Below are 14,426 nucleotides of genomic sequence, written 5' to 3'. Positions count from 1 at the left end.
TACAGCGTCCTCTTAAAAAAGGCACTATATCATATATTCTACGTTTTTTTTGCAAGGAAAGCAAAGAAATTATATTTTCATCGATTCTTCTCCAAAAAACAACTCCTTAAAATTCTTTGAAATGACCGAGTTTTTTTGTATGGTCAGAAGCTACATACCCTTAAAGTTTAATTATGAATATTTCCATGAGATAGTCATTTGATAGTTATTTTCTGATTGGTAATGAGAAAAACTCCTAACGGCTTGTCGCTTCATAAGCTACCATACATTTTTCAATTCCCATCGTCGTCCACGTCTATAAATTAAATATAGCTGAGCTGCTCTTTTTCGAGCATTCGTTTGATTTTATTTAATGCATGCTTTCGTAAGCGAGATACTTGCATTTGAGATACATTTAAATAACTCGCAATACGCGATTGCGGCCACTCTTCTAAAAAGAGCTTGTAAATCACTTCTTTTTCATGACTGGATAAAATCGTCTCAAGCTGCTGGAAAAAAGTTTCACATTCTACTTGCTGAAAATTTAAATCTTCTCGCCCTATGACCTCATCAAATGAACTTTCATCATCCTTATTATAGTTGCCATCAAAGGACAAGGATTGATAATGAATAGAACTCACAAATAATTGTTGCGCAAGCTGTGCAGTAATGTCCATTTCTTCCGCAATTTCATCGATAGTAGGTCGACGATTAAGTTGAATTTCTAATGCTTCTGATACATCTTTAAAGCGAGCATAATTTTGCTTAATAGCTGCCGGTACTTTAATACCCCATGTGCAATTTCGAAAATGATTTTTAATCATTCCAACAATACATAACACTGCATAGCTGTAGAATGGATTTTTTGCTGTCAAATCAAACTTTTTAATGGCATGTAGTAATCCGACAACGCCCACCTGATAAAGATCTTCAAAATAAGCATGCATATGTTTACTATATTTTTTTGCATACGACTTTAATAAAGGCGTAAATTGCTCAATAATCTTTTCCGTTGCTTCAATTCGATTTTGCTGTGCCTGCTTTATCCATACACGTAAAACTTCTTCTGATACCTTTCTCATAGTGCCATCCACCTTTCGTCTTAAGCTCAAATCTTTTTCTATGACTAGATTATATGCAAAAACAACGTGTTTAGTAGGCATCTAGAGGACCATATTTCACGAGATTTTTATGTTTTCTTACACTATTATTTTCGCTTAAATAGCCATTTGACTTATATGAATTTTATAAATATAATTCAAAATGTTCTTTTTTGAGTAAAATAAGAAAATCCGTTTATATTCATATGAAAAAGGGCATATTTATTGGCTATATTATTTTAAAAACCTTTATTAAAGGAGCTTTATGTATATGAAAAAAAGTTTTTTGAACGTAACAACTGTATTAGCACTTGGCGTCACATTATTCGCTAGTCCCGTTACATTGAGTAATCAACAGCCAACTACTGCAACAGCAAAATCATATTCTTCACCAAATCCAAATAGCTGGTATGGCTTTAAATCAGTCAAGCTCAAAAAAACAATTTACGTCTATAAGATGAAAAAAGGCCGTTCTCATGCGGAGGATTATGTGCTGAAAAAAGTGAAAGTAAAGAAAAATTCAATTGTGAAGCTTGAGGGCTGGTGCATGAGTTGCGGTGGTACTTACTATGTGAAGTCGTCGAAATTCAAATGGACGAAAACAACGTATTATCAAACAGGGTATGTCGATTCAAATAAAAAATTTTGGTATTAACAGCAACGAGGCTAGGACAGAGCACGTCATTTTCCTTTTTTAACGTTCGCAACGAAAAACCGGAACTGCGTCGTAGCGCGATTCCGGTTTTCTTACGCTCATAGGAGAGGATTGTTACACATATGTCCCGCCCTCATTTATATAGGCTTTTTTATTTAAAAAGCAAGTGAGATTTCTATATCCTTATACACTTTCTCAGCAAACTAATTAAATGATAAAATTTTATTATAATTGGTAAATTATAGAGAAAAGAGGACCTAAAATATGAAAAAAATTATCGGTACGGCACTTTTAGCAACTGCTCTTGTGACGTCAAGCATAGCACCTTTTAGCACAGAGACAACCGTACAGGCCGCAACACAGACACAAGCAAAAACAGATTATAAAGCGGTTAAAACAACATCACTTTATAGCGCTACTTCATTAAAAAAAGTAGCTGTTAAAATCCCTAAAAATCAATACATACAAGTGACGAAAAAAGTTAAAATTAATGGTGTTTCTTACTATAAAGTAAAATTCACCAACTACAATGCAGATTTAAAAGACCTTTTATGGGGCGAAATTGACGATACCGTAGTTTATACAGGCTATGTAAAGGCAATCCACGTAAAAGCTATTAAAAATCGTTACGGTACCTATAAAAAATTAAACCATATTGACGATTTAGGTATAGTCGAACAATATACACCAACAAAAGCATATAATTTACGCTTAAATTACCGTCTTGGTATCACGCAAACAGAAAACAATGTCATCGATAACGACACTCGTGTTATTATCTTAGGAAAACGTAATATTAACGGCAAAACCTATGTGAAAGTGGCGGATGCTGGTTACCGTGAATATGTTGGCTACATGCCAAAATCATTACTTAAAAAATTACCAATTAATGCGACTAAAACATATAGTAAGGCAACACAAAAAATACCTTACATCACAACCGGTCCTACAGATTTACTACCCAACTATGGCTCATCAGAATATTTTGCTGAAAATGAACCTTTAGAAAAAGGGACTGCTGTTTATATGCTGAAAGAAGTAACATACCAAGGAAAAGTGTATGTCTATGTAAATCTAAAAGGCACGAAAAATTATGGCTGGGTACGCGGTCATAAATTAATGAAAAAGTAAACGAGACGAGCATCGTAGGGTCTTTAGATTCTAAGATGCTTTTTTTTTTGGCCATCAAACCCTCCACTTTAACACCAGCGACAAATGCCTGCGTATAATCAGTTGATGTTAAAGGAGGAATTCGAATGATACCACAACAAGAGCAACAGTATTTAACACATGTTTTAGAGGAATTATCAAAAGCGTATACCACTACAGCAGAGGCGGTGACACAAAAAGATGACGCCTATAAAGACCTACAGCAATATACCATTGATTATCATGCGGAACTCGATAAAATGGAGATTTACAATCATCAGCAAACCCTTTCGATGATCGATAAACAAGGCCATGCGAAAGTGCTTGCGAAAAAGCGATTAGAAAAATTAATTGACACGAGTTATCGCTCATCTTATGAAATTATGCAGTATGCCAAGCAATTTAGGAATGCCAATGTGACGCCTATTGCACGACACGGCGAGGAGCCTTTAGATCTTACTTGTACTACGCTTGAAGAACTTGCACGTACAATTTCACAAAAAATAACTTCTCCCTCAACTGCTGTTATTTGCAAAAACCAGCAGCAGTTAGAGCTTTTAAGGCCGCTGCTTGCCTTACCTATTTTAGATAGTTCAACCGTTCACTTTACAAATGAACCCTTACTAACAACTGTTCAATATGCAAAAGGTCTTGAGTTTGATACGGTCATTATTCCATTTAAAGAAAGTTACACAACCGATTATGATAAGGGACTACTCTATATCGGCTGTACACGTGCTATGCATGAGTTGATGCTATTAAGCTTGATAGACGCTGTTTAATTTCTGTTACATCTGTCATGGCTTTACGTAAATTAAGTTCTAATTGATCCGTCACATAAAGAAAGTACTGCGTAAATTTCGGTTTATTTAATAAATTTTTTATATCCACACCCGGTGTAAAGTTATCGAGCTGCTCAAATAAATGCAAAATAGCCGCTATCGAAAAATGCGCACTTCGTAGCGTACGAATCATTAGTAGCTTTTGATAATCTCGTTCATAATATTGTCGACGGTTTTGACGATTTCGCTCAATTTTATAAAGACCATTACGCTCCCAATTACGCAAGGTCTCCTCAGTTAACTGAAGCCGCTGTGCCATTTGTTTATGCGTCTGAAGTGGCACAGGCGCTGAAGGCGTTTCGCATAAAAGCTGTTCTACCTCATGAATTGCTTCTAGCACAAATTGATGCTCTGCCTTTAGATGATTGAAGTAGCTTGTTGCTTCGTTCAGTGCCTCTTGAAACTGCTCTCGCCCACTTAGTTGAACGATTTTAGTCGCACGTTTGCGCAAATTATTTTGAATGAGCTCTTGGCGAAAAGCGAGACGGGCTATCATCATCTGCTGTTGATGCACTGCTGAATATTGTCGGTAACCATTTGCGGCACGCGGCACAGGGGAAATATAACTCCACTGCTCGTACAACCGGACCGTATTCACATGAACATTGGCATAATCTGCTATCGTTTTTGTATTCATATCACACCTACTTTTTTCTTTAGTGTATCACGAAGTTATACAGGCGAATCAAAAAACACCTCCATGATTTTGGAGGTGTTTTTATTAATAGGTCATTAACGATAGACAAGCCCACCATCTGTAATAATGGCTTGACCCGTTATATAATCTGCCTTATCTGATGCAAGGAAGGATACAAGATTCCCTACATCTTCAGGAATTTGATAGCGTCCTAGTGAGATACCTGCCGAAAATTGTTCAAAGGCTTCACCAATTTGAAGAGCACCATCACTGTGTCGAACCATTTCTTCATCAATACGGTCCCACATTTTCGTTTTCGCAACGCCTGGGCAGTAGGCATTGACGGTAATATTGTACTTTGCTAACTCTTTTGACGATGCATGTGTAAATGAGCGTACAGCATGTTTTGAAGCAGAATAGGTCGCTAGCATCTCGTAAGATTCGTGTCCGGCAATGCTACACGCATTAATGATTTTTCCTTTTGTTTGTTGCTTAATAAATTGCTGCGCCGCTGCCTGTGTACCAAAAACGACACCGTTAACATTAATCGCAAAAACACGATTAAGTTCAGCTTCATTAATTTCTAAAAATGGTGTCACGACATCAATTCCAGCATTATTAACAAAAACATCAAGTTGTCCAAATGCTTCTACCGCTTTTTCTACAACGTAAAATTGATCGGCACGTTTAGAAACATCCCCAGGAACACCTATGACATCTGCACCTTGCTGCTTTAATTCTTCAACTGTTTGATTCAATAGCACTTCATTGATATCATGTAACACTACTCGAAAACCATCCTGAATAAGCTGCTCTGCAATTCCTCGACCAAGTCCACCTGCGGAACCTGTTACGACGGCCACTTTTGACATATTCATCTCTCCATTCCTCTAAAACACCAATCGATACGGATTTTCTAAATACTGACAGATTGTTTGTAAAAATTCGCCTGCCGGTGCTCCGTCTACCACCTGGTGATCAAATGTTAAGCTTAGTGGTAGTTCCTGCTGTTCTTTCACTTTGCCTTTTTTAGTAAATACAAGCTTTGTAGATAATGCGCCAACGCCTAAAATGCCGATTTCTGGTGTATTTAAAATTGGCGTAAAATATTCTACTCCGGCATGCCCTAGATTTGAGATGGTGAAGGTTGAACCACTTAATAAATCACTGCTTAGTGTATTATTACGCGCACCCGTTGCGACATTTTGCAGGCTATCGGCAAGCTGGGATAAGGATTGATTGGTTGCATCGCGCATAACTGGTACAATTAAGCCGGCATCCACTGCCACCGCCATACCAATATGAATCGCCTCATGTTTAGTATGCTCTCCATTTGCGTAAGAAGCATTCATTTCAGGATGGTCTTTTAGTGCGAGTACGACCGCGCGCGTTAGCAGGACATTAATGCCGAGCGATGCTTTGCCTTCGTCCCCCAATTTTTTCTTCATTTTTTCGCGGAATTTCATTAATGGGCTAATATTTGCTTTACGATGTAACGTTACTTGTGCGGTGTCATGAAGACTTGCGTGCATGCGTTTTGCAATCACTTTTCGCATACCTGTTAGTCCTTCACCGGTATTACTGATAGCTTTTACCGGTGCCGCTTCAGCTACCGGTACATAGCTTTCCACATCACGTCGTGTAATACGACCATTGCCACCCGTACCTGGGATTTGCGTATAATCATAGCCACGTTCTGCTGCGATTTTTCGTGCAATTGGTGTAATAAAAATACGTGTACCTTGCTGTCTTACTGGCGCTTTCACTTCAATCGGTGCTTCTGCTGTAGCTTCATTAGACATCACAGGCTCTTCTGGGACCGCTACGCTTGCAACCTCCTCACCAGCTGCACCAACATAGCCAATTGGCTCCTTGCATACTTGCTCCTGTTCTTCTGCTGTCACAATTTGCAAAACACCCGCTTCTGGGGCTTCCACGTCATGCGTCAATTTCTCCGAGCTAATCGTCGCGATGACCTCACCCTTTTCAACTGAATCTCCTGCCTGTTTATACCATGCGTCAACAGTACCTTCTGTCATTGTTAAGCCAAGCTTTGGCATTAAAATTGCTGTTGCCATACAATCACCACCCTACGATTTTTTTAAATCTTGAATTAATTCAGCCGCTACATCGAGTACTTTTTCTTTATTCGGTAAGTATAATTGCTCTAAGTTTGTTGCAAATGGTACAGGCGTATTTGGTGCACAAACACATTTAATTGGTCCATCTAAATAGTCGAATGCCTTATTCGCGACAACGGATGAAATGTCTGTGGCTGTATTATTATGCGGATTCGCTTCATCAATAATAATTAGACGCCCTGTTTTCTTCACAGAATTCACAATCGTGTCTTGGTCCCACGGTGCCGCCGTTACAAGGTCAATCACCTCTACGCTAACCCCATCCTTTTCAAGAGCATCCGCTACATCATTTGCGACATACAGCATTTTCCCAATCGTCACAATCGTCAAATCGCTGCCCTCTCGCTTCACCTTAGCCTTACCAATTTCCACTGTATAATAATCTTCTGGAACCTCATCTTTAATCCCATACAGCGTTTTGTCCTCAGAGAAAATGACAATATTATCGTCTTCAATTGCCGCATTTAACAGTCCCTTGGCATCGTATGGATTAGATGGCACAACCACTTTAATCCCTGGAATCGAGCCTAGCATCCCGTAGTAAGAGCCTGAGTGCTGAGCCGCAGCAGATGCTCCTGCGCCGTGACATGTACGTACCGTCATCGGAATTTTCGCTTTTCCGCCAAACATATAGCGCATTTTTGAGCCCTGTGCGAGTAATGTATCGAAACAGAAGCCAAGGAAGTCATTAAACATTAATTCCGGTACAGGACGTAAGCCAGTTGCTGCTGCACCTACCGCAGCACCCATATAGCCCATCTCAGAAATTGGCGTATCAATGACGCGCTCACGACCATGTTTTTCAACCAGTCCCTTGGTGACGCCAAATACGCCGCCCCATGCACCTTCATTACCTAGATGGTCGATTGTTGCGCCACCGGCAATGTCCTCACCGAGCAAAATCACGTTATTATCACGATCCATTGATTGATCCAAAGCCTCGTTAATCGCCTGCATAAATGTAATTTTTCTTGTCATGTTCCTTCACTCCTTTTATTAGTCTACGTATACATCTTCTAGTAATGCTTCTGGACGGGGTACAGGGCTTTCCTCTGCAAACTTAATTGCTGCCGCCACATCCTGGCGCGACTTTTCTTCAATATCATCTGCCTGTTTTGCCGTTAATAAACGTCCTGCAATCGCTTCTTTACGGAATAGCTCAATACAATCTGTATCTGCATGCTCTTTTTCAGGTCCCTCTTTTGCTTTATATTTTTGCTCGTCCCCTTCAAAGTGACCATATTTACGATATGTGAGGCATTCAATTAGTGTTGGCCCTTCACCTTTACGCGCACGCTCTACCGCCTCGCCTGCCGCATCATATACTTCTTTTAAGTTCATGCCATCTACTTTGACACCTGGAATATCATACGCCGCCGCACGCTGCGCAATGGTTTTAGAGGCGGATGAATAAGACTGTGGCGTCGATTCCGCGAACATATTATTCTCACAAACAAAGATAACCGGAAGCTTCCAAATCGCCGCCATATTAATGCCTTCGTGGAAACCACCCTCATTGGCTGCACCATCACCGAAAAAGCAAACAACTACACTGTCTGTTTTTAAGTATTGATTACGCAGTCCTGCACCAACAGCGATTGGGAATCCACCGCCAACCATCCCGTTCGCACCAAGCATGCCTTTATCAATATCAGCAATATGCATCGAGCCGCCCTTCCCCTTACAAAGACCCGTCTCCTTGCCATAGATTTCTGCCATCATGCCATTTAAGTCACAACCCTTTGCGATACAATGTCCGTGACCTCGGTGTGTACTTGTAATATAATCTTCATCTGTTAAATGTGCACAAACACCTGTTGCCACTGCTTCCTCTCCTGCATATAAATGCACGAACCCTGGAATCTCTCCACTCGTGAAAATGCGATGTACTTCATCCTCAAAATTGCGAATATCATTCATTTTTTCATAAATCCATGCCGCTTTTTGTTTTGTCAGTTTTTTCATCGTAATTCCTCCTTGTAATTAGCCATGTATCGCTTGTGAAATCAGACTGTTCGCTACCTCTCCTGTCAGTTCAGATAGACTTGGATGCCCAAATGTTAAATTTGCCAATTCATCAACACAGCCCTCTGCTTTTTTGACAGCCATTATCGTATGGATCATTTCTGTCGCATGGGCGCCGACAATAACCGCGCCTAAAATTTCGTTATACGTTTTTTCAGAAATGATTTTGACAAATCCTTCTGTGTCATTCGTGGCAATGGCTTTACCAATAATGCTAAACGGCATACTGCTCACTTGAACATCATAGCCATTCGCTCTTGCCTCCTCTTCACTTAAACCAAAGCTTGCGACTTCCGGTGTCGTATAAATGCAACGAGGAATGAGTGTTTGCTGTAAAGGTTCTGGATTGGCTCCGGTCATATGTGCGACGGCATGTAAGCCCTCTGCACTCGCTGCATGAGCTAGCATATAGCCACCAATCGCGTCCCCAATCGCATATACACCAGCCACCGATGTTTCATAATGTGCATTGACCTCGATAAATCGGTCCGCCTTTAGGCCAAGTTGCGTAGCGAGCGCTAGATTCGCTTTGCGTCCCGTTGCCACTAATAATTCGTCAAAGTCAACGTTTCCAACTGATGTGTGTACGGTTGTTGCTGTGACCTGTTGTAGCGTAATGCCGGTGTGCACCGTACAGCCAAGTTCCTGTAATTTCTTTTTCAATAATGTACGAACCGCCACATCTTCTGTTCCTAAAATATCGGGTGCTACTTCTAATACACTGACCTCGACACCAAGCGGAGCCATCGCAAAAGCGAGCTCAACTGCAATAACGCCGCCTCCGATAATAACAAGCTTATTCGGTAAGGTTGTCATATCAAAAAATGTATCAGTCGTATGATAGCGCACATTTTCAAGCCCTTTGATTGGTGGTACAAATGGTGTACTGCCCGTCGCAAGTAGAAGCTTATCTGCTGTTAAGCGCTGCGCTCCTACTTGCACCGTTTTGTCGCGCGTAATTGTTGCTTCTCCTTCAAAGTAAGCGATTTCATTTTGCTTAAACAGATGATGAATACCGCCTTGTAAAGATGTTACGACGCTATTTTTTCGTGCTACTAATTGGTCGAAATGGATTGGCCCAACTGTATGTTCAATACCGTATGCCTGTGCCTCTTTCATAGTTAATAACCATTCGGCATGCTTTAAATATGCTTTTGACGGTATACAGCCGACATTTAAACAAGTGCCGCCAATTTTTTTCTTCTCGATGACTGCCACCTGCATCCCTTGCTGCGCCGCTTTAATAGCCGCTACATACCCCCCTGGTCCTGCGCCAATGACGACTACGTCATAGTGCTTCACTGCTACCCCCTCCATTCTTTTGCCTACACCTCTCTTTATGCAAAAACCATGCCAACTTTAAAAATGCCGTCACGCCGGTATTTTTCTTTTGAACAAATAAAAAAAACGCAACACATTGTTGCGTTTTTGTCTTAATTCACTTCAAATTGTAGCGTTTCATTTTACGATACAGTGTACTGCGCGCCATTCCTAACGCAGCGGCGGCCTTTGAAATGTGATAATGATGCTGTTCAAGTACGGCTCGTAATTGCTTCTCCTCCTCAGACATTGGCGCTACATTTTGTTGCAAACGCTTTCTTTTTGTCCGTTCAATTGTCCCCATTTCAATCGTTTGTTGCAGTTGTTCTCTCGTTGGTTCTACATGTTCATAATAGACATGTAGCCGCTCTAAAAAGTTATTTAACTCACGAATATTGCCGTACCACTCATAGTGCTGTGCCACTTCATAGGCAGTAGCGAGCCAATAAGGATACCAATTTTTCTTCATACAATAATCTTGCATAAAGACGAAAATATCTTCCTTACGTTCACGCAATGGTGGAATCGATAGCGGACAAACATATAGTCGATAAAATAAATCCATTCGAAAATTTTCCGCTTCGACTTCTGCACGTAAATCCCGGTTACTCGCGGTCACAATGCGAAATGATACTTGCTCGACCTTCGTGCTACCAATACGGGTCACCTCTTGATTTTCTAACACGCGTAAGAGCGCTGCTTGCATACGCTTTGACATACTATCTACTTCATCTAAAAATAATGTACCCCCATGCGCTTCGGCAATTTTCCCTTTATAGCCTTTCGCATTTGCCCCGGTAAAGGCACCCGGCGCATAACCAAATAATTCACTTTCTAATAAACTTTCACTAATGGCTCCGCAATTAATCGCTATAAGTGGCCCATTCGCAACGGCGCTATTTTCATGTAATGTTTTAGCGATGACTTCTTTCCCACTTCCTGACTCCCCATAAATATGCACGGGTAGTGGACTGCTTGCCACCTTTTCCACTTGCGCCATAAATGCACGATATGCTTCATTTTTAGAAGGCACTCCTTGATAGAAAAACTGTTTTGTTTCCTCTTCCTGCTGTACGATCGGATAAAAGTAACCAATCATTTGGTCATCTAGAAAAATAGGCTGTGGCAATGCTTGTAGCACTTGTTCCTTTAAAAGTGCATGAATCGGTTGTCCTTGCCACTGTGCCTCGTCAACAAAAAGTTGCGCCGAGATTTTGACAATACGCTCAAATTCATCACAGACAACCCCTGGCTGTGTCATACGATAGCTATAGTCTACAAGTTGCTTTCTCTCTTCTAGATAACGTGACTTTATTTTGGATGAAATCGTTGCTGTCAGTAGCTTCATAAACGTATTTACTTCTTGTGCTGCCGCAGAATCGTTTAAATGTGAGGAAATGTCTAGTACTGCACATACCTTATCATGCTCATCATAAATTGCCGCCGCAGTACAAGCCCATGCATGAGAGCCTACCGCATAGTGATCATAACCTGTCAATGACATCACAGCCCCCGTCTGAATCGCTAACGAAATCGCATTGGTGCCAACATCCTGCTCATGCCAGCGATGCCCTTCTGAAAATGACATGTCATTTGCAATGCGTTTTGTTCCCTCATGACCGTCGCGCCACAATATGTATCCATTTGCATCCGTTAAAATAAAAACGGGTAATTGTAATTTGAAATAAGCTTCATACATGCGTAGTTCCTGCTGTACAAGCGCAATCAATCGTTCATTTTTCCTTTGCTGCTCACGTAACTGGGGCGGCGTTAAGATTGCCTCACTTTTACGTGCATATGGGTCAACCTCTAATGCTCGGCAATGCAGCCAAGACGTTGCCACTTCCTCCGGGAGAATTGTCAAATCAACTGAATCCTGTGCAATAAAACCTTTCCAAACACGTTCTTTTACATTCATTGAAAATCCCTCCTCATACACGATTCACCATTGGCAAAAGGATAAGTAGTATATGCTTTATTTTACTAAATATGGTCGTTGAAAGGAATTGAAAAGTCTAGTATTTAACATTGCGTGCTGTATCAATTTTCTGTTATGTTCATTTATATAATAGGGAAAGGAGCTGGTTCCATGCTATACCGCCTTGCAACACCTCAAGATATTCCGGTTTTAATCGAACTACGAAAACGGCAATTAATTGATGAGGGCAGTACGCCGGATACCATTATTGACAATGAATTAAATACTTTTTTTGAGCGCAATTTTAGAGATAATTCGCTTGTGCAATGGATTGTCGAAGAACAGGACGAAATCATTGCAACAGCCGGTGTAATTTTTTATGCTTTTCCACCAAGTTATACGAATGCAAGTGGTATAAAAGGGTATATCACGAATGTTTATACACATACCTCTTATCGTGGACAAGGACTTGCATCTGCTCTGCTCGATAAATTGGTAAGTGAAGCGAAAAAACGTCATGTGCCGGTCTTGCTGCTAGAAGCTTCTACAATGGGAAAACCGGTTTATCAAAAATATGGCTTTACAGAGATGGATACCTGGATGATTTATCGTCTCAATCTTTCTTTTTAAAGAAAATATTGTGCAATTCTTATAACTGTGATAAATTAAAGTCACAAAGCTAAAAGAAGAGGTTCATAGCTGAAACCCTCTATAAAAAACTATGGGATCATATGACAGTTATGCCGTATCCGATAGTGGATACGGCTTTTTTTCATATTTTCTCTTCTTCTAGCGGAAGGAGGAAGTAACATGACACAACGAACAGATGAGCAAGGACTAAGTGACTTAACATTACTTGGTAATCAACACACAAATTATGCTTTTAACTACGCTCCTGAGGTACTAGAGGCAGTAGACAATCTTCATGCGGAACGTGATTTTTTCGTAAAATTCAACTGTCCTGAATTTACAAGTCTATGTCCGATGACGAAGCAGCCTGACTTTGCGACGGTGTATATTTCATATATTCCAGACAAAAAAATGGTCGAAAGCAAGTCGTTGAAGCTCTATTTATTTAGTTTCCGTAATCACGGTGATTTCCACGAGGATTGCATGAATAAAATTATGGATGACTTAATTAACTTATTAGAGCCTCGTTATATTGAAGTATGGGGTAAATTCACTCCACGTGGCGGGTTATCGATTGATCCCTGGTGTAATTATGGACGCCCCGGCACAAAATATGAAGACATGGCGATGCATCGCTTAATGAATCATGATATGTACCCTGAAAAAGTAGATAACCGATAAACACGAGATGTTCTTAGCGACCATCTAAAAAAAACTAAGAGAGCGATACTCTTTTAGGGTATCGCTTTTTTCATTGAGGAGCTTATTTATGGAAAAACGAGACAAAGCACTTGTCGTATTTAGCGGCGGTCAAGATAGTACAACTTGCCTTTTTTGGGCACTAAAACGCTTTAAGGAAGTAGCAGTTGTGACATTTGATTACGGCCAACGTCATGCGCTTGAAATAGACTGTGCGACGAAAATTGCTAATGAACAACAGGTTAAACAATATATTTTAAATATGGATTTATTAAATCAATTAGCACCGAATGCCTTAACACGAGATGATATCGACGTACAGGCCGGAGAAAATGGTGGGTTACCAAATACCTTCGTTCCGGGACGTAATCTTGTCTTCTTTTCGTTCGCTGGTATTTTAGCGCGTCAAATTGGGGCACAGCATATTATTACGGGTGTTAGTGAAGCGGATTTTAGTGGCTATCCCGATTGTCGCGATAATTTTATGAAGTCTTTAAATGTGACGATTAATTTGGCCATGGATGAGCAGTTGCTTCTACATACACCGCTTATGTGGCGCAATAAGGCGGAAGTATGGGCGCTTGCTGATGAGCTTGGTGTGCTTGATTATATCCGTCAAAATACGCTTACTTGTTATAACGGCATTATCGCCGATGGATGTGGGGAATGCCCTTCTTGTTTATTACGAAAGCACGGGCTTGAGCTGTACTTAGAGAAGAAGGTGAAGGCATGATTCGTGTGATTTTTTATTTAATTTGCATTGTAACAGCCAATGTTGTCACCGCGTCACTCGCACCCTTTCACTTCGGGATATTTATCGTACCAATGGGGACCTTCTTCATCGGCGCAACATTCATTTTACGTGACCTCGTACAAAATAAATACGGGCGTAAAAAAACATATGGCTTAATTGCACTAGCTCTTTTATTATCTGCTATCGTTTCCGCTTCTCTTGGTGATACATTATTAATTGTTGCGGCGTCTGCGCTATCCTTTTTATTATCGGAAACAGCCGATACAGAAATTTATTCACGCCTAAAACTACCTATGGCTTGGCGCGTCTTTTATAGTGGCATTGTTGGTGGTATTCTCGATTCTGCCGTCTTTGTCATCATCGGATTAAGTCCCCTTGGTGCGAATATTCTACCGTGGGAAGCGGTGCCTGCTGCGATTATCGGGCAAATTATCGTCAAGACAGTCTTACAGCTTATTGGTGCATTGATTCTAAGCCAACTTCCTGCTGTACGTATGCGAGAAATGGCTTAATTCAGAGTTGTCATAGCTTTTATGGAACTATTTAGCTCTTTTCCCGTATAATAGAGGTATGAAGG

15 protein-coding genes and 1 riboswitch are annotated in these 14,426 nt (G+C 40.6%); of the genes, 7 read left to right on the top strand and 8 right to left on the bottom strand.

The window, feature by feature from the left end; translation table 11 throughout:
- Positions 1–302: 302 nt before the first annotated feature.
- Entirely contained in the window at positions 303–1,061 is a 759-nt protein-coding gene (locus QI30_RS02580; RefSeq protein ID WP_158620939.1) for a sigma-70 family RNA polymerase sigma factor, read from the bottom strand.
- 289 nt (positions 1,062–1,350) lie between these two features.
- Here QI30_RS02580 and QI30_RS02575 point away from each other — a divergent pair, with 289 nt between their 5' ends.
- From QI30_RS02575 to QI30_RS02565, 3 genes are all read left to right on the top strand, one after another.
- Entirely contained in the window at positions 1,351–1,734 is a 384-nt protein-coding gene (locus QI30_RS02575) for a hypothetical protein (protein ID WP_126989385.1), read from the top strand.
- A 264-nt stretch (positions 1,735–1,998) separates the two neighbouring features.
- Positions 1,999–2,865 carry a hypothetical protein gene (locus QI30_RS02570; RefSeq protein WP_126989384.1) on the top strand — a complete coding sequence of 289 codons (867 nt, stop codon included), beginning with the start codon at positions 1,999–2,001 and terminating at the stop codon, positions 2,863–2,865.
- Positions 2,866–2,990: 125 nt separating this feature from the next.
- A complete protein-coding gene (locus QI30_RS02565; protein ID WP_126989383.1) occupies positions 2,991–3,665 on the top strand; it encodes an ATP-binding domain-containing protein in 675 nt (224 codons plus the stop codon).
- Here QI30_RS02565 and QI30_RS02560 read toward each other — a convergent pair.
- From QI30_RS02560 to QI30_RS02530, 7 genes are all read right to left on the bottom strand, one after another.
- Positions 3,622–4,362 (bottom strand): MerR family transcriptional regulator, encoded by a 741-nt coding sequence (locus QI30_RS02560; RefSeq protein ID WP_126989382.1) that lies wholly within the window; start codon positions 4,360–4,362, stop codon positions 3,622–3,624. The two genes, QI30_RS02565 and QI30_RS02560, sit on opposite strands and share 44 nt — an antisense overlap.
- A gap of 95 nt (positions 4,363–4,457) precedes the next feature.
- Positions 4,458–5,234: an acetoin reductase gene (locus tag QI30_RS02555; protein ID WP_126989381.1), complete on the bottom strand. Its 777-nt coding sequence runs from the start codon at positions 5,232–5,234 to the stop codon at positions 4,458–4,460.
- A gap of 18 nt (positions 5,235–5,252) precedes the next feature.
- Positions 5,253–6,440, bottom strand: coding sequence for a dihydrolipoamide acetyltransferase family protein (locus QI30_RS02550; RefSeq protein ID WP_126989380.1), 1,188 nt, complete (start codon positions 6,438–6,440; stop codon positions 5,253–5,255).
- Between the two features lie 12 nt (positions 6,441–6,452).
- Positions 6,453–7,481, bottom strand: a complete 1,029-nt coding sequence (locus QI30_RS02545; protein WP_126989379.1) for an alpha-ketoacid dehydrogenase subunit beta — start codon at positions 7,479–7,481, stop codon at positions 6,453–6,455.
- An 18-nt stretch (positions 7,482–7,499) separates the two neighbouring features.
- Positions 7,500–8,468: a thiamine pyrophosphate-dependent dehydrogenase E1 component subunit alpha gene (locus QI30_RS02540; RefSeq protein WP_126989378.1), complete on the bottom strand. Its 969-nt coding sequence runs from the start codon at positions 8,466–8,468 to the stop codon at positions 7,500–7,502.
- An 18-nt stretch (positions 8,469–8,486) separates the two neighbouring features.
- Entirely contained in the window at positions 8,487–9,830 is a 1,344-nt protein-coding gene (gene lpdA, locus QI30_RS02535) for a dihydrolipoyl dehydrogenase (protein ID WP_126989377.1), read from the bottom strand.
- 136 nt (positions 9,831–9,966) lie between these two features.
- On the bottom strand, positions 9,967–11,766 hold the full coding sequence (locus QI30_RS02530) for a sigma-54-dependent Fis family transcriptional regulator (protein WP_126989376.1): 1,800 nt from the start codon (positions 11,764–11,766) through the stop codon (positions 9,967–9,969).
- Positions 11,767–11,937: 171 nt separating this feature from the next.
- Between QI30_RS02530 and QI30_RS02525 the strand changes: the two genes are divergently transcribed.
- From QI30_RS02525 to QI30_RS02510, 4 genes are all read left to right on the top strand, one after another.
- On the top strand, positions 11,938–12,396 hold the full coding sequence (locus QI30_RS02525) for a GNAT family N-acetyltransferase (protein WP_126989375.1): 459 nt from the start codon (positions 11,938–11,940) through the stop codon (positions 12,394–12,396).
- Between the two features lie 52 nt (positions 12,397–12,448).
- A riboswitch (PreQ1 riboswitch) is annotated at positions 12,449–12,495 on the top strand.
- Between the two features lie 81 nt (positions 12,496–12,576).
- On the top strand, positions 12,577–13,077 hold the full coding sequence (queF, locus tag QI30_RS02520) for a preQ(1) synthase (RefSeq protein WP_126989374.1): 501 nt from the start codon (positions 12,577–12,579) through the stop codon (positions 13,075–13,077).
- A gap of 88 nt (positions 13,078–13,165) precedes the next feature.
- Positions 13,166–13,828, top strand: a complete 663-nt coding sequence (gene queC, locus QI30_RS02515; RefSeq protein WP_126989373.1) for a 7-cyano-7-deazaguanine synthase QueC — start codon at positions 13,166–13,168, stop codon at positions 13,826–13,828.
- Positions 13,828–14,361: a VUT family protein gene (locus tag QI30_RS02510; protein WP_126989460.1), complete on the top strand. Its 534-nt coding sequence runs from the start codon at positions 13,828–13,830 to the stop codon at positions 14,359–14,361. The genes queC and QI30_RS02510 overlap by 1 nt, the downstream gene beginning before the upstream one ends.
- Positions 14,362–14,426 lie beyond the last annotated feature (65 nt).

This window comes from Candidatus Kurthia intestinigallinarum, assembly GCF_003991225.1.
Classification (GTDB): Bacteria; Bacillota; Bacilli; order Bacillales_A; family Planococcaceae; genus Kurthia; species Kurthia populi.
This window is presented reverse-complemented; position numbering and strand designations above follow the sequence as displayed.